The 21,234-nt window shown below is 60.2% G+C and carries 21 protein-coding genes and 1 pseudogene; 9 read left to right on the forward strand and 13 right to left on the reverse strand.

The genetic code is table 11. The annotated features are described in order from the left end of the window. Positions 1 to 46 precede the first annotated feature (46 nt). Positions 47 to 859 carry a hypothetical protein gene (locus O3W47_RS20865; RefSeq protein ID WP_269314523.1) on the reverse strand — a complete coding sequence of 271 codons (813 nt, stop codon included), beginning with the start codon at positions 857 to 859 and terminating at the stop codon, positions 47 to 49. Between the two features lie 253 nt (positions 860 to 1,112). Here O3W47_RS20865 and O3W47_RS20870 point away from each other — a divergent pair, with 253 nt between their 5' ends. From O3W47_RS20870 to O3W47_RS20880, 3 genes are all read left to right on the forward strand, one after another. Continuing rightward, positions 1,113 to 1,826: a DNA helicase gene (locus O3W47_RS20870; RefSeq protein ID WP_127758288.1), complete on the forward strand. Its 714-nt coding sequence runs from the start codon at positions 1,113 to 1,115 to the stop codon at positions 1,824 to 1,826. A gap of 449 nt (positions 1,827 to 2,275) precedes the next feature. Next, on the forward strand, positions 2,276 to 3,940 hold the full coding sequence (locus O3W47_RS20875) for an electron transfer flavoprotein-ubiquinone oxidoreductase (protein WP_269314524.1): 1,665 nt from the start codon (positions 2,276 to 2,278) through the stop codon (positions 3,938 to 3,940). Positions 3,941 to 4,371: 431 nt separating this feature from the next. Beyond that, positions 4,372 to 5,112, forward strand: a complete 741-nt coding sequence (locus tag O3W47_RS20880) for a pentapeptide repeat-containing protein (protein ID WP_059753741.1) — start codon at positions 4,372 to 4,374, stop codon at positions 5,110 to 5,112. An 87-nt stretch (positions 5,113 to 5,199) separates the two neighbouring features. Here O3W47_RS20880 and O3W47_RS20885 read toward each other — a convergent pair whose 3' ends face one another. Beyond that, positions 5,200 to 6,216, reverse strand: a complete 1,017-nt coding sequence (locus tag O3W47_RS20885) for a zinc-binding alcohol dehydrogenase family protein (RefSeq protein WP_269314525.1) — start codon at positions 6,214 to 6,216, stop codon at positions 5,200 to 5,202. A gap of 103 nt (positions 6,217 to 6,319) precedes the next feature. Between O3W47_RS20885 and O3W47_RS20890 the strand changes: the two genes are divergently transcribed. Together O3W47_RS20890 and O3W47_RS20895 are read left to right on the forward strand one after the other, a co-directional pair. Next, a complete protein-coding gene (locus O3W47_RS20890) occupies positions 6,320 to 6,709 on the forward strand; it encodes a winged helix-turn-helix transcriptional regulator (protein WP_078054238.1) in 390 nt (129 codons plus the stop codon). Between the two features lie 120 nt (positions 6,710 to 6,829). Beyond that, entirely contained in the window at positions 6,830 to 7,666 is an 837-nt protein-coding gene (locus O3W47_RS20895) for an undecaprenyl-diphosphate phosphatase (protein WP_080817340.1), read from the forward strand. Between the two features lie 227 nt (positions 7,667 to 7,893). Here O3W47_RS20895 and mgtE read toward each other — a convergent pair. Beyond that, positions 7,894 to 9,268, reverse strand: a pseudogene (gene mgtE, locus O3W47_RS20900) (magnesium transporter). Between the two features lie 248 nt (positions 9,269 to 9,516). Beyond that, a complete protein-coding gene (locus O3W47_RS20905) occupies positions 9,517 to 10,761 on the reverse strand; it encodes an MFS transporter (protein ID WP_269314526.1) in 1,245 nt (414 codons plus the stop codon). 235 nt (positions 10,762 to 10,996) lie between these two features. On the opposite strand from O3W47_RS20905, the gene O3W47_RS20910 reads away from it, so the two are divergent. The 3 genes from O3W47_RS20910 (at position 10,997) to O3W47_RS20920 (ending at position 14,095) form a co-directional block, all read left to right on the forward strand. After that, a complete protein-coding gene (locus O3W47_RS20910) occupies positions 10,997 to 11,914 on the forward strand; it encodes a diacylglycerol/lipid kinase family protein (RefSeq protein ID WP_080817338.1) in 918 nt (305 codons plus the stop codon). A gap of 274 nt (positions 11,915 to 12,188) precedes the next feature. Further along, positions 12,189 to 13,565 carry an aspartate aminotransferase family protein gene (locus O3W47_RS20915; RefSeq protein ID WP_269314527.1) on the forward strand — a complete coding sequence of 459 codons (1,377 nt, stop codon included), beginning with the start codon at positions 12,189 to 12,191 and terminating at the stop codon, positions 13,563 to 13,565. Positions 13,566 to 13,624: 59 nt separating this feature from the next. Then, positions 13,625 to 14,095 (forward strand): OsmC family protein, encoded by a 471-nt coding sequence (locus O3W47_RS20920; RefSeq protein ID WP_080817336.1) that lies wholly within the window; start codon positions 13,625 to 13,627, stop codon positions 14,093 to 14,095. A 3-nt stretch (positions 14,096 to 14,098) separates the two neighbouring features. Here O3W47_RS20920 and vapC read toward each other — a convergent pair whose 3' ends face one another. The 7 genes from vapC to O3W47_RS20955 form a co-directional block, all read right to left on the reverse strand. Next, a complete protein-coding gene (gene vapC, locus O3W47_RS20925; RefSeq protein WP_269314528.1) occupies positions 14,099 to 14,488 on the reverse strand; it encodes a type II toxin-antitoxin system VapC family toxin in 390 nt (129 codons plus the stop codon). Continuing rightward, a complete protein-coding gene (locus tag O3W47_RS20930; protein WP_080818769.1) occupies positions 14,485 to 14,715 on the reverse strand; it encodes a type II toxin-antitoxin system VapB family antitoxin in 231 nt (76 codons plus the stop codon). The genes vapC and O3W47_RS20930 overlap by 4 nt, the downstream gene beginning before the upstream one ends. A gap of 66 nt (positions 14,716 to 14,781) precedes the next feature. Continuing rightward, positions 14,782 to 16,287 (reverse strand): AMP nucleosidase, encoded by a 1,506-nt coding sequence (amn, locus tag O3W47_RS20935; protein WP_080817335.1) that lies wholly within the window; start codon positions 16,285 to 16,287, stop codon positions 14,782 to 14,784. Between the two features lie 105 nt (positions 16,288 to 16,392). Next, positions 16,393 to 16,566, reverse strand: a complete 174-nt coding sequence (locus O3W47_RS20940; RefSeq protein ID WP_003509979.1) for a hypothetical protein — start codon at positions 16,564 to 16,566, stop codon at positions 16,393 to 16,395. A gap of 10 nt (positions 16,567 to 16,576) precedes the next feature. Beyond that, the gene (locus tag O3W47_RS20945) at positions 16,577 to 16,759 is read right to left on the reverse strand and encodes a hypothetical protein (RefSeq protein WP_020809511.1); all 183 of its coding nucleotides are present in this window, start codon (positions 16,757 to 16,759) and stop codon (positions 16,577 to 16,579) included. A gap of 87 nt (positions 16,760 to 16,846) precedes the next feature. Beyond that, positions 16,847 to 17,518 carry a hypothetical protein gene (locus O3W47_RS20950; protein WP_269314529.1) on the reverse strand — a complete coding sequence of 224 codons (672 nt, stop codon included), beginning with the start codon at positions 17,516 to 17,518 and terminating at the stop codon, positions 16,847 to 16,849. Between the two features lie 161 nt (positions 17,519 to 17,679). Then, a complete protein-coding gene (locus tag O3W47_RS20955; protein WP_080817333.1) occupies positions 17,680 to 18,018 on the reverse strand; it encodes a DUF2147 domain-containing protein in 339 nt (112 codons plus the stop codon). Positions 18,019 to 18,617: 599 nt separating this feature from the next. Between O3W47_RS20955 and O3W47_RS20960 the strand changes: the two genes are divergently transcribed. Then, complete coding sequence (locus O3W47_RS20960; RefSeq protein WP_003524109.1) at positions 18,618 to 18,881, forward strand: SEL1-like repeat protein; 264 nt, start codon at positions 18,618 to 18,620, stop codon at positions 18,879 to 18,881. A 436-nt stretch (positions 18,882 to 19,317) separates the two neighbouring features. Here O3W47_RS20960 and O3W47_RS20965 read toward each other — a convergent pair whose 3' ends face one another. Together O3W47_RS20965 and O3W47_RS20970 are read right to left on the reverse strand one after the other, a co-directional pair. Then, complete coding sequence (locus O3W47_RS20965) at positions 19,318 to 20,430, reverse strand: pyridoxal phosphate-dependent aminotransferase (protein WP_269314530.1); 1,113 nt, start codon at positions 20,428 to 20,430, stop codon at positions 19,318 to 19,320. 157 nt (positions 20,431 to 20,587) lie between these two features. Then, complete coding sequence (locus tag O3W47_RS20970) at positions 20,588 to 20,935, reverse strand: hypothetical protein (protein WP_035240153.1); 348 nt, start codon at positions 20,933 to 20,935, stop codon at positions 20,588 to 20,590. Positions 20,936 to 21,234: the final 299 nt, after the last annotated feature.

Here is a 21,234-nt window from a genome sequence, read left to right on the forward strand (position 1 = left end):
GAGGGGCGGGGTTGCAGCCTCTTTGCGTCAACCGGGTATTGAACGGCTACTGATCCATGGCGCAAAGCCCGCCGCAATTCTGGTTCATGAAGAGCGATTTCAGCGCCTGCGCCTTTTCGCGTTCAAGCCCGGACAGTTCCGGCAAAATCGTGTCGATCTGGGTGGCCATGGCGGTTCGGTCGGCAAGGGAGGTCGCGGCGACCACGGGAATGGCGCTGGCATTGAAGGCGTTCAGCAAAATAAGTCGGTTCTCGGACCGCAAATTCGGGGAGCGCAGCATAAGGGTCAGTCCGGTAAACTGCTCCATGATACCAAGGCGCATCTGGCGCAGGCCATCGCGGCGCGCCTTGTTCATCTGATCGGCAGGAAGCACGGCGATAAAATCGGTAATCGCCTCCAGCTGAGCCGCATGGACATGTAATAGATAGGCTCCGGCGCGTGCGATTTCGTCCTGATATTTGAACGTATTTGCCGCTGTGTCCGGCAGACTGCCGTTCTGTGGGGTAAACAGTGCATAGGTTTTAAGAACGGCGCCCGCATTCGCGCCGATGGCGATGAGCGCTGGAACATCGGCGGACCGGTATGGCTGCCTGCCCAGGGTTGCCTCCACATTCCAGAGCCGGTCCAGCACCTTCGCATGAGCGGGGTTGGACAATCGCGGTAAATCCCCCTGCGCGCGCGTTTCCCGCGCGAGCGTGTCGAGGCCCTGAAATGCTGCGGCCGATCTGTTTTGATTGGCGGAAGAGACATCGGCCTTTGCCACCAAGGGCATCGCGCCAAACCACGACAATAGCAGCAGCGCGGGAATCAATCGCTTCAAGGTGGCGTTCTCCTCAATTGAACTGACGTTCTTTTTCACGGTGCATGACAGGTTTTATGGTGCCCGCAATCCGAGCGCAACATCAGGTAGCAATTCCGACTACCTGCCGAATGGCTTGCGCCCCTTGCTGCGAATCGCGCAACCCGCTAGCTTTCAACCACAGGCTAGACCCAAGCCTCCCCCCTCCTTTCGGGAAAGCATCGCACATGCAGGGTGACGCCAAATCATCGAACCATCTGTTCGAGCATCGCATAAGGAGGGGTTGCGTTTCGGCTCGCAATGGAGGTCTTTGATGAAACTTTCTGCACCGATATTTCAGCTTAAACGCCGTGCAAAGCTGATGGCGCGAAACAATGATGTTCCGCTGAATGAAGCGCTGGATCAGATCGCGCAACAAGAGGGCTTTGCAAGGTGGAGCATGCTGTCGTCCCGGATGTCTTCCGGGCCACTTTCCGAAACGGTACTTTCCCGTCTCGATGCCGGCGACCTGTTATTGCTCGCTGGCCGGCCGGGGCAGGGCAAGACCATGCTTGGTCTTCAGCTTCTGATCGATGCGGCCCGGGACGGCCGCAAGGCGTTTCTGTTTACGTTGGAATTGACCGAAAAACAGGCGGGAAAATATCTCCAATCGCTTGAAAAAGAGACTGACGGCTTCGCCAACCAAGTTCAGATTGTCACTTCCGATGAAATTAGTGCGGACTACATCATCGATCGGATGTCGGGGTCGCGACAGGGAACAGTCGCGGTGATCGACTATCTCCAGGCGCTCGATCAACAGCGGAGCAAGCCCGCTCTTTCCGAGCAGCTACGAGCCCTCGGTGATTTTGCGCGACGGACAGGTTGCGTTCTGGGCTTCATTTCGCAAATCGACAGATCGTTCGATCCGGAAAGCAAGCGGCTTCCCGACATCCGCGATATTCGCCTTCCAAACTTCGTCGATCTCGGCCTTTTTAACAGGGCGTGCTTCCTCCACAACGGCGAAGCGCAACTTCAGGACGTCACCTGATTGCCTGCCGCGACTTGACGGGTCGCGGCAGTCACACTCCTGAAATCTGGTTTCGACATAGCGCGGATACGCGCCTGAAACCGCGTGAGAAGGCAGCGGAAAGCGCCACGCAGCTGCGGAGATAGGGCCGCCACAACCTTCCCACCGTCACCACCTTCTTCAGTATCCCGACTTTAACAACCCTTGACGCCCGTGCGCGTCAATCCTATTCTTTAATTTACGTGAACGTAAAAGTAATACATCAATCATCAGGTTGTCTGACAATTGACTGGCGTGCGACATGTTTTGCCGCTATAGAAGCTCGACAAAGGCGTCCTGCTTTGCGAAGACAGGCGCTGGTGGATGCGGTGTCGCGGATGGTTTTTTGACCGGCGCAGGCGATGTGCCGGGAATGCCGGAAAACGGATATAACAACAGCCGGATGGGACCGGCGATGCGGAGAGGATGAGATGACGGAAGCGATGGAACTGCCCGAACGCGAAGCGATGGAATTCGACGTTGTGATCGTTGGCGCGGGTCCTGCGGGCCTTGCCGCCGCGATCCGGCTGAAGCAGGTGGAGCCGGAGCTTTCGGTTGTCGTTCTCGAAAAGGGCGCCGAAGTCGGCGCGCATATTCTCTCCGGCGCCGTGGTCGATCCCATCGGGATAGACAGGCTGCTGCCGGGCTGGCGCGAAGAGGAGGGGCATCCCTTCAAGACCGAGGTCAAGGACGACCAGTTTCTGTTCTTAGGCCCGGCCGGCTCCATCCGCCTGCCGAATTTCATGATGCCGCCGCTGATGAACAATCACGGCAATTACATCGTCTCGCTCGGGCTGGTCTGTCGCTGGCTGGCGGAAAAGGCGGAAGGGCTCGGGGTCGAGATCTATCCGGGCTTTGCCGCAACGGAAGTGCTCTATAACGATGAGGGTGCGGTGATCGGTGTCGCCACCGGCGATATGGGCATCGAGAAGAACGGCGAGCCGGGTCCGAACTTCACCCGCGGCATGGAGCTGCACGGAAAATATGTGCTGATCGGCGAGGGCGTGCGCGGTTCGCTCGCCAAGCAGCTGATTTCCAAATTCGACCTGTCCCGGGATCGCGAGCCGCAGAAATTCGGCATCGGCATCAAGGAACTCTGGCAGGTCAAGCCGGAGAAGCACAAACAGGGTCTCGTGCAGCATTCCTTCGGCTGGCCGCTCGGTTTCAAGACCGGCGGCGGTTCCTTCCTCTATCATCTCGAGGATAACCTCGTCGCCGTCGGCTTCGTGGTGCACCTCAACTACAAGAACCCCTATCTTTACCCCTTCGAGGAATTCCAGCGCTTCAAGACGCATCCGGCCATCCGCGAGACCTTCGAGGGCGGCAAGCGCATTTCCTATGGCGCGCGCGCCATCACCGAAGGCGGCTACCAGTCGGTGCCGAAGCTCACCTTCCCCGGCGGCGCGCTGATCGGCTGTTCCGCCGGTTTCGTCAATGTGCCGCGCATCAAGGGCAGCCATAATGCGGTGCTGTCGGGCATGCTGGCGGCGGAGAAGATCGCCGCGGCGATTTCCGCCGGTCGCGCCCATGACGAGGTGGCGGAGATCGAGGCCGAATGGCGCGACGGCGATATCGGCAAGGATTTGAAGCGGGTCAGGAACGTCAAGCCGCTGTGGTCGAAGTTCGGCACGCTCATCGGCGTCGGTCTCGGCGGTCTCGACATGTGGACGAACCAGCTCTTCGGCTTCTCCTTCTTCGGCACGCTGAAGCACGGCAAGACGGATGCGGAGAGCCTTGAGCCGGCCGCAAAGCACAAGCCGATCGCCTATCCGAAGCCGGATGGCGTGTTGACCTTCGACCGGCTGTCCTCGGTGTTCCTGTCCTCCACCAACCATGAGGAAGACCAGCCGGTGCATCTTCAGGTGAAGGACATGGCGCTGCAAAAATCGTCCGAGCACGACGTCTTTGCCGGACCTTCGACGCGTTATTGTCCAGCCGGCGTTTACGAATGGGTGGAGAAGGACGGCGAAGAAGTCTACGTCATCAACGCCCAGAACTGCGTGCACTGCAAGACCTGCGATATCAAGGACCCGAACCGGAACATCAACTGGGTGCCGCCGCAGGGTGGCGAGGGGCCGGTTTACGCCAATATGTGATGGCGATTACGGCCGAAGCCCTCTCCTCCGTCATGCTCGGGCCTGTCCCGAGCATCTGCAACGGATTGATTTTACGATACGTGGATAGATCCTCGGGACAGGCCCGAGGATGACGTCGAGCGTGGCAAGACCGCTCGCAAGCACTCTGAGCCATTGTGTCATGCGGCCGAGAGTGACGGCATTTGCGGAGCGGGGCAGACCTCTGATTGAAGGACTCATTTCCCACGATGCAGACGCCGTGACTGGATGCCGGCAGCGTCCACCGCCCGTCTCCCCGTCAGTATTTGTGGATTGCTCTTCGATTTCTTACATATAGGATGTTGGGGTGTTGCATGGTCGCGTGGCCCGTGGATTGTGGTTCAGCGATGCGGTAACGCCTTGAACGTGCATATGGTCCTAGGTGTCGTCGCCCGACGACAGGGAGTGAAAGAATGTCCGGCTTTCAAAGGCTGAATATCGTGCGGAAGACAGGGTTCGTTGCCGGTGTGGCGACGCTTGCGATGATTGCCGTTTCTTTCAGCGGCGGTCCGCTGGTGGCCGCAAGCTGCCGTACCGACGCCATGGCCGGTATCGACTGGCGCGAATGCAACAAGCGCCTGCTGATGCTGGGCGGCAGCAATCTCGATTCGGCAATGCTTTACGGCACGGATTTCACCTATACCGACCTGCGCGGTTCGTCTCTGAAGGGCGCCAATCTCGAGAAGGCCAAGCTCATCCGCACGGCCCTTGGCGAAGCGAACCTGCAGGGCGCCAATCTGACCAAGGTGGAAGCCTATCGCAGCGATTTTTCCGCCGCCGACGCCACCAACGCCAAATTCGTCAATGCTGAAATGCAGCGGACCAAATTCGAAAACACCAAGCTGGACGGTACGGATTTCACCAAGGCCGAACTCGGCCGCGCCGATTTCGAGGGCGCGACGCTGAACGGCTCGAAATTCTCCCTGACCAATCTGTCACGCGCCCGTTTCGGCGGCGCCAAGCTCGGCGGTCCGGTGGATTTCACCAGCGCATTCCTGCTGCTGACGAGGATCGAAGGGCTCGATCTTTCCATGGCTACCGGCCTTGATCAGAAGCAGATCGACATTGCCTGCGGCGACGCCAAGACCAAATTGCCGAACGGCCTCACCGCGCCGGCCTCCTGGCCGTGCCCGGAAGATCCGGACGACGATTGACAGGTATAGCCGCGCGGTTTTGCGCCCGGCCCAAACATCTCCATAAGCGGAAGAGAAGCGTCCGCGATGCGGACGCCTCACCGGCGATCAGAAGCCCGAAAGCACGATCTTGCCCTTGGCCCTGTTGCTCTCGATCAGCGCATGCGCCTTGATGAGATTTGCGGCATTGATGGTGCCGAAAACCTCGGTCAGCGTCGTCTTGATCTTGCCGGCATCGACAAGCCCGGCCACATGGTTCAGCAGCCTGTGCTGCTCGATCATGTCAGGCGTCTGGAAGACGGCGCGGGCGAACATCATTTCCCAATGGATCGATACGCATTTGCGCTTGAAGGCCATGACGTCGAAACCGCCGGCCGGATCGTCGATCAGCGCGAAACGGCCCTGCGGCGCGATGGCCGCCACGCTGTCGGCGGCATGAATGTCGCTATGGGTGGTGGAGAAGACAAAGCCCGGCGCACCGAGCCCAAGCGCTTCCACCTGCGGGGCGATCGGCTTGCTGTGATCGATGACGTGATGCGCGCCGAGTTCCTTCACCCACGCAATCGTCTCGGGCCGTGAAGCGGTGGCAATGACGGTGAGGTCGGTGAGCGCCCGCAGAAGCTGGACGGCGATGGAGCCGACGCCGCCCGCGCCGCCGATGACCAGAACGGCGTTGGCCGCGCCCGGAACCGGTTCCTTCACCCGCAGCCGGTCAAACAGCGTCTCGTAAGCGGTGATGGCGGTCAGCGGCAGCGCGGCTGCCTCCTCGAAATTCAGGGACTTCGGCTTTGCACCGACGATGCGTTCATCGACCAGATGGAACTCGCTGTTGGAGCCGGGGCGGTTGATGACACCGGCATAAAATACCTCGTCGCCGGGCTTGAACAGCGAGACCTTGTCGCCGACGGCCTTTACCACGCCCGCCGCATCGAAGCCGAGCACGCGCGGTTCGCCGTTTTCAGGCGACTGGTTGCGGCGCACCTTGGTATCGACGGGGTTCACCGAAACGGCCTTCACTTCCACCAGAATATCATGCCCTTTCGCTTCCGGCTGGCGCAGGTCGATATCGACGAGGGCGTCTTTCGCGGTGATGGGCTGGCTGGTCCTGTAACCGATGGCGCGCATGAGCAGTCTCCTTTGCTTGTTTGCGTGCCTCTTACTTGATACATATGAACACCAATCGCAAGAATGCACATTTTGTGATGATACATACAAAAAGGATACTGTGATGTCGCGACCGCGCGCCAAGCTCACCGGCAACTTTCCCGGCTGCCCGGTGGAATCGGCCTTGAGTTTCCTCGATGGCAAATGGAAGGGCGTGATCCTCTATCACCTCATCAATGAGGGTACGCTGCGCTTCAACGAGCTGCGCCGCCACATTCCAAGCGTCACCCAGCGCATGCTGACGAAGCAGCTGCGCGAACTGGAAGAGGCCGGCCTGATTTCCCGCACCGTCTTTCCGGTGGTGCCGCCGCGCGTGGATTATGCGCTGACGCCGCTCGGCGAGACGATGATACCGGTGATTTCGGCGCTGAAAAGCTGGGGCGACGCCCATGTCGTGTGCAGGAACGGCGCGAAATATACCCGCCTTCCCGAGGCGAAGGAAAAGGCCGCCTGAAAAATCACGGGTAAAAGCGCACCCCTTCGCGCGCCTTTTTCATGGTGCGATGCAACATGTATTTGCCCCGATTGATGCATAATGCTGCGATCTCGATTCGCAGCAGGGACATCAGGACACATGAGCATCGGTTGGTTGGAGGCCGCATTTCTCGGCTTTTTGCAAGGGCTTACGGAATTTCTTCCGATTTCTTCAAGCGCGCATCTCAGGATCGCCGGGGAGTTCCTGCCCTCCGGCGCGGATCCGGGAGCCGCCTTCACCGCGATTACGCAGATCGGCACCGAAGCGGCCGTGCTGGTCTATTTCTGGTCGGATATCATGCGCATTGCCATCGCCTGGCTCCGGCAGAACTTCCGCCTCGGCGAGTATAACAAGGCCGATGCCCGGCTCGGCTGGCTCATCATCATCGGTTCCGTGCCGATCGTCTTTCTTGGCCTGTTCTTCAAGGATGCAATCGAGCACTCGCTGCGCAACCTTTATATCACCGCCGTAATGCTGATCGTCTTCGGCATCGTTCTCGGCGTTGCCGATAAAATCGGTGAGAAGCGTTACAAGCTGAACCAGCTTATCTGGCGCGATGGCATCCTGTTCGGTTTCGCGCAGGCCATGGCGCTCATCCCCGGCGTTTCGCGCTCGGGCGGCACCATCAGCGCCGGCCTGCTGCTCGGCTACACCCGCGAGGCGGCGGCGCGTTATTCCTTCCTGCTCGCCGTTCCCGCCGTCTTCGGCTCCGGCTTCTACCAGCTCTTCAAGAGCATCGGCGAGGACAATCCGGTCGGCTGGGGCCCGACGGGGCTCGCGACACTGATCGCCTTCGTGGTCGGCTATGCGGTAATCGTCGTGTTCCTCAAGCTCGTCTCCACCAAGAGCTACATGCCCTTCGTCTGGTACCGCGTGGTCATTGGCGTCATTCTTTTGGGGCTGCTGGGAACGGGCGTGATCAACGCGGGTGGGTGAGGGGCTTTCCAGGAACCATGCTTTTGGCAAAGTTGCATCATCCGCACGCCGTCACCCCGGACTAGATCCGGGGTCCAGCGCGATCAAGTCCTTGATCGCAAGAGACTCTTCTCACGGCGCAGACGCGCCGTGGCTGGATGCCGGATCAAGTCCGGCATGACGGAGGAGAGATTATGACGTGCCGCGAAATGTAGAAGGCCCGCTCTTTCGAACGGGCCTTTCGTCTTTCAAAGCAACGTACCGCTCAAGATCACCAGCGCCACAGAGAAATAGATGACGAGGCCGCTGACATCCACCAGCGTCGCGACGAAGGGGGCAGATGCGCTGGCGGGATCGAGCCGCAGGCGCTGCAGCACGAAGGGCAGCATGGAGCCGGCGAGCGAACCGAAGGTGACGATGCCGACGAGGGCCGCAAAGACGGTTGCCCCCACCAGCAGCCAGTGCTCGCCATAATCGTAAAACCCGGCCTGCTGCCAGAGGCTCAGACGCAGGAAGCCGATGGCGCCCAGAATGCAGCCGAGCGTCAGGCCTGTCGGGATTTCCCGCAGAAGCACCCGCCACCAGTCGGAAAGCTTCAGTTCACCGAGCGCCAGCGCCCGGATGATGAGCGAGGTAGCCTGCGAACCGGAGTTGCCGCCCGAAGACATGATGAGCGGAATGAACAGCGTCAGCACCACGGCCTTTTCCAGCTCGCCCTCGAAATGCTGCATGGCGCTGGCCGTCAGCATTTCACCGAGAAAGAGCGCTGCGAGCCAGCCGGCGCGCTTGCGGATCATGTCCGGAAAGCCGATCGTCATATAGGGCTTGCCGAGCGCTTCCATACCACCGAACTTGTGGGCGTCTTCCGTCGTGTCGGCGATCATGGTGTCGATCACGTCGTCAACGGTGACGATGCCGAGAATATGCGAGCGGTCATCGACAACGGGCAGCGCCAGAAGGTCGTGCTTGCGGATCAGCCGGGCGACATCCTCCTGCGACATCAGGGGGCTGGCGCAGACGATGCCTTCCTTCGATGCGACGGAGAGGATGGACGCACCGGCTTCGCCGGTCAGCAGGCGGCGCAGCGTCACGACGGTGGAAAGCGTCCCGTCCTGCGCCAGCACATAGATGGCATAGACCGTTTCACGCGACCGCTCGACGACGCGGATGTGCGAAAGGGTCTGTTCCACCGTCCAGTCATCAGGCACGCTGACGAATTCCGTGGTCATGATCGAGCCGGCCGTGCGCGGCGGATAACCCATCAGGTGCTGGATGGAGAGCGCCGTCGTGCGGTCCAGCCGGGAAAACAGCTTTGCGCGCGGTTCTTCGGCCATTTCCGCCATGACGTCGGCAACGCGGTCGTCAGACATCAGATTGACGAAGCGGGCAGCCTGTTCGACAGGAATATGGGCGATGATGGCGGCTGCGCCGTGCAGTTCGGGCCGGTCGAGAATGGCGACGGCTTTTGCCTGCGGCATGGCGAGCAGGGCGGTTGCGGCTTCGCCGACATCAAGCGTGTTGAGGTGCTCGACGCGTTCGGCAATGGTGGTGGAGGCCGGCATTTCCGCTACGAAGAAGACGTGCGGCCTTGCTGGCCCTCTGGGAGAGGTTGTGGAAGTTCATGATTGCTCACCTTTCCGTCGATTCGCCGATAACGGCGAACGCGGTGGTGAGCCGACAGCGGTCGGATCAGTTCACGTTCGCCGGTCTCGGCAAAGGCAATCGACTGCTACTGTCGCTAGACATCTAATGATGCTCCGTTGAAATCCGCGCCGTGCTGATTGGCCTGCGCGTAAGGCCGTGTTGCGCCTGAAACCGAAAAGAGTCAAGCGCCCGATTGTGAAATTTCCGTAAGCTGCGATAGGGCCGGCTCAGGCCGCCTTTTCGCGCCGTTCGACGGTGACGGAAACAAGGAAAACGCCAAGCCCGAGAAGGGAAAGAACCGCGCCGACATAACCGGTGGAGGCGTAACCGAAACCCATGGCGATGACGAGGCCGCCGAGCCAGGCGCCGAGCGCATTGGCGATGTTGAAGGCGGAGTGATTGGAGGCGGCGGCCAGCGTCTGCGCATCCTGCGCCACATCCATCAGCCGCGTCTGCACGGCCGGACAGGCGGCGAAACCGCAGCCGATCAGGAACACGCAGAGGCAGAGCATGAAGGGATTATCCGCCGTCATGCCGAACACGGTCATGACAAGCACGTTGAAGGCGAGCATGCCACCAATCGTGCCGTTGAGCGAGATATCGGCCAGCCGCGAGCCGACCACATTGCCGACATTCATGCCGATGCCGAATAGCGCCAGCACCATGGAGACGGTGGAAACCGGCATCATCGCCACATCAGTGGTGGTCTTGGCGATATAGCTGAACACCGAGAACATGCCGCCGAAACCGACGGCGGCGATGGCGAGCGTCAGCCACACCTGCACACGACGGAAAGCGCTGAGTTCGCGCCACACGCTGGCGCCTTCCTCCACCCGGTCACGCGGCTGGAAGAACCAGAGCAGGGCCACCGTCAAAAGCGCGATGCCGCCGACCAGCATGAAGGCGGCGCGCCAGGAAAGCAGCTGGCCGAAGAAGGTGGCGAGCGGCGTGCCGAGCAGGGTGGCGATGGTGAGGCCGAGCATGACTCGGCCAACGGCGCGGGCGCGCTTGTGGATCGGCGCCATCGAGGCCGCCACCAGCGCCGCAACCCCGAAATAAGCCCCATGCGGCAGGCCGGTGATGAAGCGCAGAACGGTGAAGCTCAGGAAATCCGGTGCGACGGCGCTCAGGATATTGCCGGCCGCAAAAAGCCCCATCAGGCCGAGAAGCAGGGTGCGGCGCGTCATGCGCGCGGCAAGAACCGCGATGATCGGCGCGCCGATGACGACGCCGAGCGCATAGGCGGTAATGACATAACCAGCCTGCGGAACGGTGACGCCATAGGTCGTGGCGACGTCAGGCAACAGGCCCATGATGGCGAATTCGCCGGTGCCGATGCCGAAGCCGCCGGCGGCCAGCGCCAGTTCGATGAGCGCGATGGCAAGCGGGGAGAGGGCCACGGCAGGGGCGGCCGTGTAAACGGTTTCATTCTCCGCGCCAGGGCGGGCTTCGGAAATATTCGACTGGCTCATCGTGACCTGAAAAGCGGGAAGGGCCCACAGAAAAAAGGGCAAGACCGTATGGGAGCGGTCTGCCCTGACTGGAGATGCGCGGTCATGAAAATGACCTTAAGTGATCCCTAACATGAAATGATGCGTTGCGGTAGAGCGATTCTCGGCAAAAGAGCATCTTCACGCGATGGTGTTCGGAACCCTATATAGGGTCAGGCATTTACGCGCGGCTGCCTTACTGAATCGGGTTGGAAACATGAAGCTCATTGCAATTTTCAATCGTGACGGCGGCACGTTTCGCACCACTGACATGGAGGCCTATTGCGACCATGCCCGCGAGGTCTTCACCCGCGCCGGCCACGCCATCGATTGCCGTCTGGTCTCGGGAAAGGATATCGTCGAGGAAATGGAACGCGCCGCCGATGAGCCGGGCATTGAAGGCATCATTGCCGGCGGCGGCGATGGCACGATTTCCGCAGCAGCCGCCATCGCCTGGAAACACGGCATCGCGCTCGGCATCGTTCCGGCCGGCACAATGAACCTGTTCTCCCGCTCGCTGAAGCTGCCGCTCGATATTCGCCAGGTGCTGGAAACGCTGGCGAATGGCGAGATTGCCAGTGTCGACATCGCCAGCGCCAATGGTCGTATCTTTGTCCATCAGTTTTCCGCGGGCCTGCATTCGCGCATGGTACGCTATCGCAACAATCTGGCTTTTGCTTCCCGGCTCGGCAAGATCAAGGCGAGCATCCGCGCCGCCATCAGCGTCATTCTCAACCCGCCGGTCTTCGAGGTGCAATATACCGTCAACGGCAAAACGCAGCACCGCAAGGTCTCGGCGATTTCCGTTTCCAATAATGAATTCGGCCAGAATTCGCTGCTGGTGGCGGATAATGTCTCGGGCGGTCATCTCGGTTTCTATCTCACCGATCCGCTGCGTCCGTCCGGCGTTGCAAGGCTTGCCTTCGACATTCTGCGCGGCAGGCTGAAGGAAAACGCCGCCGTGACCGCCATGACCGTGACGGATGTGGAGTTGCATTTTCCCAAGAAACGCCATGACCTGCGCTGCGTCATCGATGGCGAATTGCTGCCGATGGAGCGGGACGTGGCGCTGGAGGTTCACGCCGGCGAATTGAAGGTGCTGGTGGGGCGGTCGTTTTTCGCACAGCGCAACTGACTGCGAATTGGCGGTTGCCGCTTGTTTCTTCTCCCCGCCGGGGAGAAGTCCGCGGCAGCGGGACGAGGGGCAAGCTCTCCGCCTGTCTCCGCGCTTGCCCCTCATCCGACCCTTCGGGCCACCTTCTCCCCGGTGGGGAGAAGAAACCCGGCCGCCTCCGCTTGTCCAAGCCGCCCCCTAAAAAACGCCAGTCTTGCCAAACCGAGGCCGCCCGGCCATGTTCGGCAGGCGCGGTGGCGTGAGCGCCGTCGCCTTTATGGGAGTGCGATCTGTCATGAATGAAATCTCCAAGCCGATGTCCAATCTCGCCGCCATCGATGCCGCCCATCACCTCCACCCCTTTTCCGACATGGGCAAGCTGAACGCCGCCGGCACCCGCATCATCGAGCGTGCCGAAGGGGTGTTCATCTATGACAGCACCGGCAAGAAATATCTCGACGCCTTTGCCGGCCTCTGGTGCGTGAATATCGGTTATGGACGCCGCGAGATCGCCGATGTCGTGCAGCACCAGATGAACGAGCTGCCCTATTACAACGCCTTTTTCGGCACCACCACGCCGCCCGCGACGCTTCTGGCGCAGAAGATCGCGTCGCGCGCCGGGCCGAAGATGAACCATGTCTTCTTCACCAATTCCGGCTCGGAAGCGACCGATACCTGGTTCCGCATGGCGCGCGTCTACTGGAAAGCGCTCGGCCATCCGACGAAGACCAGGGTAATCGCAAGACGCAACGGCTATCACGGCTCGACGGTCGCCGGTGCTTCGCTTGGCGGCATGAAATGGATGCACGAGCAGGGCAACCTGCCGATCGAGGGCGTGGCCCATATCGGCCAGCCCTATTGGTATGCCGAGGGCGGCGATCTTTCGCCAGCCGAATTCGGCCTGAAGGTGGCGCGCGAACTGGAAGCGAAGATCGATGAACTCGGCGAGGAAAATGTCGCCGCTTTCGTGGCCGAACCCATTCAAGGGGCGGGCGGTGTCATCGTGCCGCCGGAAACCTACTGGCCGGAAATCGCCCGCATCTGCGAGGCGCGCAACATCCTGCTCGTCTCCGATGAGGTGATTTGCGGTTTCGGCCGTCTCGGCTCCTGGTTCGGTTATCAGCATTTTGGCGTGGAGCCGGATTTTGCGCCCGTCGCCAAGGGCCTGTCTTCCGGTTACCTGCCGATTGGCGGCGTCATCGTCTCGGATCGGGTGGCGGAGGTGATGTTGTCTGAGGTCGGTGACTTCAACCACGGTTTCACCTATTCCGGCCATCCCGTCTGCGCCGCCGCCGCCCTGGAAAACCTCCGCATCATCGAGGAGGAGGGACTGGTGGAACGGGTGCGCGACGATATCGGCCCTTATTTTTCTGAAGGCTGGAAAAGCCTGACGGATCACGAACTGGTCGGCGAGGCGGTGAATGTCGGCCTGATGGGTGGCCTGCAGATGACGGCCGACAAGGCGACGCGCCGGCGTTTCGCCAAGCCGGACGACATCGGAACCGCCGTGCGCAACCATTGCTTGGCAAACGGCCTTGTGATGCGCGCCACCGGCGACCGCATGCTGGCCTCACCGGCGCTGACGATCAGCCGCTCGGAAGTGGATGAGATCATGGAAACGCTGCGCAAGGGGCTCGACCACCTGCGCGATACGCGGGAGCATTTCCAGTAAAAGTGCGTAGCGGTTTTACGTCCGGAAAATGCGACGAAAAACTCTTAGGGAGGACTAAAATGGCAGGACAGGAACATCATTACGCCGTTCAGGTGAAATGGACGGGCAATCGCGGCAAGGGGACTTCGGGCTATCGCGACTATGAACGCGACTATACGATTTCCACGGCGGGAAAGGCTGACATAGCCGGCTCCTCCGACCCCGCCTTCCGCGGCGATCCCGCCCGCTGGAACCCGGAAGATCTGCTGGTCGCCTCGCTCTCGGCCTGCCACAAGCTGTGGTACCTCCATTTCTGCTCGGTTAACGGCATCATCGTTGAAGACTATGTCGACAATGCTGAGGGCACGCTGGTGATGGAGAAGGATGGCGCGGGGCAATTCAGCGAAGTGGTGCTGAAACCGGTCATCACCATTTCGAAAGGCGATCCGGCCAGAGCGGATGAGCTGCACCATGATGCACACGAGAAATGCTTCATCGCACGCTCGGTGAATTTTCCCATCCGCGTGGAGGGGACGGTGAAGGTGGTTTGAGGCTCACGCCAGTCGCAGACCGAGATGATCGGCCATCGGCTGAAAGTCTCGGTCGTTTTGCAACAGCTTTTGCCCGTGCTCGATACAGTAGGTACCGATAATGAGGTCGTTGCTTTTTCTGATCGTATAGCCGCGCTCCCGCAGGAAGCGGTAATTGGCGGCGGCTTTGATGGCGAGCTGGGGCGACATCATCGCGACGCAGGGAAATTCGCCCAGCATCTGCTCAAGGCGGCGCGCATGATGACCGTCACGCGCGCCTCTAAGCACCTCAAGAAGAATGATATCGCCGATCAGAATTTCGCCCTGCGTCATTAAGGCGCGAAACTTGGCGGAGAGGGTAGGCGCGTCTTTTCGAATAAATGAAATCCAGGCAGAGCTATCTGCTACGATCATTTGGCTTTCTTCACATCCCAGTCCGTCTCAGCATCCCAATCCGTCCGCATCTCGTCCAGATCACCTTCCCAGCCCATGCCCTCCAACGCATCGAGGGCGCGCATCTGACGATGAATGCGCACCAGATCGCGCAACGCCTTTTCCACTGTCGCCTTTTTTGTCGAAAGACCGGTGATTTCCATCGCCTCGGCGAGCAAGGCGTCATCTAGTTCAATGTTGGTGCGCATCGAAAAATCCTTGGTGTATCGATTTTCGAAACGATACACCAACGACGCTTTCCGCGATATCTGTTTTTACTGGAACGCCGTCTCGTAAAAGCTTCTGAGCTTGCGCGAATGCAGCGTTTCCGTCGGCATGGCGGCAAGCTTCTGCACGGCGCGGATGCCGATCTGCAGATGCTGCGCGACCTGCGTGCGGTAAAACTCCGTCGCCATGCCCGGCAGCTTCAATTCGCCATGCAGCGGCTTGTCGGAGACGCAGAGCAGGGTGCCGTAGGGCACGCGGAAGCGGAAACCGTTGGCCGCGATGGTGGCCGATTCCATGTCGAGTGCTATGGCGCGCGATTGCGACAGGCGCTTGACGGGGCCGGCCTGATCACGAAGCTCCCAGTTGCGGTTGTCGATGGTGGCGACGGTGCCGGTGCGCATGATGCGCTTCAGCTCGAAGCCCTCGTAGCCGGTGACTTCCGCAACAGCACCTTCCAGCGCCAGCTGCACTTCGGCAAGCGCCGGGATCGGCACCCAGACGGGCAGATCGTCGTCAAGCACGTGATCTTCGCGCACATAGGCATGGGCCAGAACATAGTCGCCCAGCCGCTGGCTGTTGCGCAGGCCGGCGCAATGGCCGACCATCAGCCAGGCATGCGGGCGCAGTACGGCGATGTGGTCGGTGATCGTCTTGGCGTTGGAGGGGCCGACGCCGATATTGACGAGCGTGATGCCGGCATGGCCCTTCTTCTTCAGGTGATAGGCGGGCATCTGCGGCAGGCGCGCGAGAACGGCATCCGTTTCCGGCTTGTCGCAACCGGCAGGGGTGACGATATTGCCCGGCTCCACGAAAGCCGTGTAACCCTCGCCGCCATTCTTCATCAACTGCCGCGCCCATGCGGCGAATTCATCGATATAGAACTGGTAGTTGGTGAACAGCACGAAGTTCTGGAAATGGCTGGCGCTGGTTGCCGTATAGTGGCTGAGGCGGGCCAGCGAATAATCGATGCGCTGCGCGGTAAAGGGTGCGAGCGGCGCGGGTTCGCCCGGCACCTGGTCATATTCGCCATTGGCGATGAGATCGTCGGTATTGTTGAGGTCGGGCGTATCGAAGAGATCGCGCAGCGGCACGTCGGACAGCGAGGAGGCCGCCGCCGCCTCGACATAGGCGCCTTCGCCGAAGGCGAAATGCAGCGGAATGGGCGTGGCCGATTCCGACACCGTGACCGGAACGCCGTGGTTCTTCATCAGAAGCCCAAGCTGTTCCTTGAGGTAATGGCGGAACAGCTCCGGCCGGGTGATGGTCGTCGTGTAAACGCCGGGGGCGGTGACATGGCCGTAGGAGAGACGCGAATCGACATGGCCGAAGGTGGCGGTCTCAAGGCTGACCTGCGGATAGCAGGCGCGGTAGCGCCCGGCAATCGGCGCTCCCTTGGCAAGCTCGGTGAAGGAATCGATCAGGAACGCCGTATTGCGTTCGTAAAGCGCGGTCAAAGCCGCCACAGCCTGTTTCGGGTCCGTGAAAGACTGCGGCGCGAAAGGCTCGGGGCTGATGAAGGTGAGGGGCGGAATCGTTCGTTTTGCTATTGTCATGGCCCATTATAAGAGGCCAATTTCGACAGGCAAGCGACAGAAATACGAAGAAACTGAAAAGAAACGCAAAAAGGCCGTTCGAATAACAGCGGGTCGGCGGAAATTTCAGCCGAGCGCGCCACGCTGCAGGCTCATCAAAAGCACGAAGCCGGCGCCCTTGGAGGCGGGGCGGGGATCGGCCTTGTAAACGGCAAGTCCGGCGACCGGACCGAGAAAGATCGAGGCCATCAGCACCAGCCGCAGCGCGGAAAACAGGCCGTTGGAAAAACTCGTCGTCATCGGCCTGTCCTCACAATACGACGGGGCAATTGGCGGCGGGCGAGGGGCTGTGCTGGCAGGCGATTGCCGCGCCGGCATTCACCCGCTGGAAACTGCGGTTCGGATTAACGACGAGCGAGGCGAAGGACATGGCGAAGATCGCCATGAGAAACGCGAAGATTGCCAGTCGGCTGATCAGCTTTGCCATGTCCATTCCCCTTATTGGAGTTGATGGACAGAGTTTTGCCACACTCGGACTGAACGGACCCTGAGACCCCGGTTCATATGGCATTCAGGGATGTTAACGGGCGGTGACATGACAGATTGACGCCACAATGGCGCCGGGCATCTCGCGGGCCACCCGCTTTTCGATCAGGACAGAGGGCTGCTTCTTCGCGCGCGTCGCAAGATTGGTCACCAGGGTCTCGAATGCCTGAAGCTCAGTCACATCGACAACCGGCACGCGGTGCTCCTGCGCGGATGCCAGCATGTCCGTGTTTTCCCGCAACGAACGCTCGATGAAGGCGTCGATGATCTGCCGTTTCTCAGCCGTTGCATCTTCATAGCGGGCGTGAGAGCGCATTCTCTCCAGCAGAAAATCATTGCCGGCATGGAGAAAGACACCGGCGACCGTGCCGCCAAGCAGGGGCGAAATGAATTCTGGCCGCAGGGCCGCGCCCTCGAAGATTGTGGGAGTGCCGATGGCCGACCTGCTGTCGATCATCGTGCGGATCAGCGGCCAGATGTTCTGATGATGTATCTTCAGGAACCAGTGGATCGTTTCCACCGAGAGCCGTGCGTAATATTCTTCCACCGGTGCCGGAATGGCCGGCCATGGCCTTCCCGGATGGCGGGCGAGGCTGTCGGTCGATATTGCCTCGCAGCGCAGCCTTTCGCTCAACAGGCCGGCAAGGGTGCTTTTGCCGACATGCGAGGTGCCCGCAATCAGGATTGTCGAAAGGGTGGGGCGCATGCGTCGCTCTCGTTGGTGTTGGGCGCAACGATACATCAACGGATATATGGCTTCCATGCGGCGTGCGTCCGCAGTCTCAGGCGAAATCCTGGGCGGTGCACCGCGCCGTCAGGCGGGAGACCGCAGGCGGCAGGACAGAAGCCCGCCCGCCGCCTTGTCGATTACAGCCGCGTCCAGGTCTGCGATTTGCACAGAACCTTCAGCACGCAGCCCTTCATGCTCAGCGAGTTGCCGGAAACGGTGCCGGAGCCGCTATAGGTCTTGTCATTGGCGGGATCGGTGATTTCACCCGAATAGCTGTTTCCCTTGCCGGAAAGCTTGCCGATCTGTTTTCCGGCGTGTTTGCCGGTCTTCAGCGTCACGCAGAAAGCGCCGCCGCAGGGGCCGATCACGGCGGTTTCGCCACTGGCGGTCTTCCAGTTGCCCTCGATTGCCTCGGCGGCGACGGCAAGGTTGCCGCTCAGCATGAGGGCGGCGGCAATCGTCATTATACGCTTCATAAAATTCCTCCCGAAATTCGCGCAGGCTTTCTCGAGCCGGCGGCCCAAAGACGCGATGCGCAGATCAAACCCTTTTGGCGTGCGAATGCGCCATCTCTGGCCCAAGCCGCCTGCGGCGCAACGATTGCTCCTTGCACCGCGCTATCCTGTGCCCGTTTCATCCTCATGACGGGCAGGGCGGATAGTATTTGACGTTCACGTAAAAGGAAACAGAAATTTGCGGCCTTGGTGCTGCATTTGCAGCAGCGGGAGGAGCGAAAGAGGCAGAATTCGAAAATCGCTGTTTTGATCGTGGTGAAGGAAGGGTTTAAATCCAATTCTAAACTTTTTGTAAAATTCGCCGCAAAGTCCTTAATTTCCGCGGCTCGTGATATTTAACGAAAACCCAATTTTACCAATCGTTTGCAGTTTGTTTGCGGCCCATTAATCATGCCTTTTAAGCGACCGTTGAAGGCCCCGTGGCATAGTGAACTCATCAAAAGCGCAGGGAAAACCTGCCGGACGAAAGGACAAAAAAGCCGCAAAAGACGGCAGGTCCGGACGATGGCCTCGACAAGAAGGCGAATGATGAAACAGGCAGAAGGACAGGGATTAAAACAATGGCACGCTTTGAAATTCGCGATATCGAAATGGCTGCCGGTGGCGAAACCCGCGCCGACACTCTTTGCAATCTCGGCCTGGTCTATGCGACCGGCCGGGGCTGCAAGGTGGACCTGATCGCCGCCCATAAATGGCTCAACATCGCCGCGATCCGCGGATCGGAAAGAGCCGCTTCGCTGCGCGCCGATCTCGCCCGCAACATGACGAAATCGGAACTGGCCGAAGCGCTGCGCGCCGCCCGCGACTGGATGACGATGCACTGATCGACCCAAGCCATTATTGAGATTGCCGGTCCGGTTCCCTCCAGTCCCGATGACCGGCGCAAAGGAAAGTAAACCCGAAGGGGAACGCGGCGAGGGCTTTGAGAAGGGCTTTTGCGCTGACACATCAAACCGCGACCGGCAGGAACAAGGCCGGCGCGGTTTTCTTATGTTTGGCGATGTCTCTTCGCCGGAAAACGATTCTGCGGGCAGGGGCTTGCGAGAGGATGTTGAATCGCATTCGCATCACCCTGTGATGAGGATGAAACCGCTACGGCAGGCATGACAGGTGCGGTTTTCGAATCGCTTCCTTCTTTCGTCATGCCGGACCTGATCCGGCATCCAGCCACGCCGCGTCTGCGGCGTGAAAGGGTTTTTCGCGATCAAGGACTTGATCGCGCTGGATTCCGGCTCAAGGCCGGAATGACGGCACTCGATATCAGCCCAGCGCCTTGAGCACCTTCGGCAGCGCCTGCTCGAACAGATCGAGCTTGTCACCCGGCCCCACGCTCACGCGAATGCAGCGGTTGAGCGGGGCGACGCCCGGCATGCGGATGAAGACGCCATGTTCCATCAGCCCATCGACGATGGCGCGGGCATAAGCCCCGTCGCGATGGCAATCGATGGTGACGAAATTGGTGGCGGAGGGGAGCGGTGAAAGGCCGTTATTACGGGCGATTGCCGAAATCCGCTCACGGGCGTCAGAAATTTTACCAACGACTTCATGCAGATAGGCCTGATCTTTCAGGGCCGCCAAAGCGCCGGCGACCGAAATGCGCGCCATGCCGAAATGGTTGCGGATCTTGTCGAAGGCTTCGACATTGCCGAGCGTGCCGATGGCGTAACCCACGCGCGCACCCGCCAGCCCATAGGCTTTCGAGAAGGTGCGCATGCGCAGAATGTTCGGCTGGCCGATCAGCGCGTCGATGGCCGGCACGGCGCTTTCGGGCGCGGTTTCGCAATAGGCCTCATCCAGAATGAGCAGGCAGGTTTCCGGCAATGCGCGGGCAAAGGCGACGACTTCGCTCGCTTCCCACCAGCTTCCCATCGGATTGTCGGGATTGGCGAAATAAACGAGCGGCGCATTTTCCCGGATGACGAGATCGAGAAGCCCGTCAAGGTCTTCGTGATCGTCGACATAGGGCGTGGTCACGAGTTTCCCGCCAAAACCGTTCACATGGTAATTGAAGGTGGGGTAGCCGCCAAAAGAGGTGACGACAGGCGTTCCCGGCTCGACGATCAGCCGCGCGATCTCGCCCAGCAGCCCATCGACGCCGCTGCCGATGGCGATATTGCCGCGTGCAACGCCATGGTGGATGGCAAGCGCTTCTTTCAACTCGTAGTTTTCCGGATCGCTGTACATCCATGTCTCCGCCGCCGCATCGCGCATGGCCAGAAGCACGGAAGGGGCGGGGCCGAAGCCGCTCTCATTGGCGCCGATACGCGCTTCAACCTTCAGGCCACGGTTGCGCTCGATGGCTTCGGGGCCGACGAAGGGAACGGTTGAGGGAAGCGAGGCGGCAAGCGGCGTGAGGCGGGAAAAGGCTGACATTGGCTGAGAGTTCCGGTACCGTGTGTTTAAAACCCGGCTCACAATAGGTGCAAAAAAACCGGACGCAAGGCGCAGCCGGTTGCGGCACGACTGTTTTGGAACAGAATTTTACGTCCCGGCGAGGAGACGGAATAGCCATCGGCCTGTCATGTCGGGGTCACGCGTTGGTCTCGAAGCTCAGGCGTCGCACATGGTGCAGGAACTCCGCATCGATCAGCATATTGAAGCCGATCGTCACTTTTTCCTCTTCGCGGCGGATCAGCGTGCAGCCGATCTCATCGCGGATACCGAGAATTTCCAGATAGAAATTGGCCGGCATTTCCAGATCGGGACTGACATCCAGTTCCGCGCCGTAAAGGGAAATAGTCCGCACCAAGCAGCGCATGGTGTCCTTGGCGCTGAGATGATGCCCGATGAAGGTGATCTTGCCGGGCCGGTCGATCTGAAATTTCTCGTACATCTCGTCCTGGGGGACGTTCTGACGGGGATCCATATGCAAAGCCATGACAACCTCCCGGATTGCCTCTTTTGATGCCGATTTTAACGCCGCTTCCTTGCCAGGGCATGAAGGAAATGCGCGCAATTGTCTGTACTCTGTCTCGATCTCGACCAATCTTCCCTTCGGAAGCCGATGTTTCCGCTATGGAAATGCGTTCGGTCCCATCCGGTTGCAGCCTGTGCTGATACTGCGTCACGCTTGCACGGGGCTGGTGTTGACTGGGGCCGTACTTGGCGTTACGCCTGAGCCTTGCAATATCGCATCGCGAGGCCCGGCAGGACCGGCGCTTCGTGATTCTTCTGGGA

The organism is Agrobacterium sp. LMR679, assembly GCF_027157905.1.
GTDB lineage: Bacteria > Pseudomonadota > Alphaproteobacteria > Rhizobiales > Rhizobiaceae > Agrobacterium > Agrobacterium leguminum.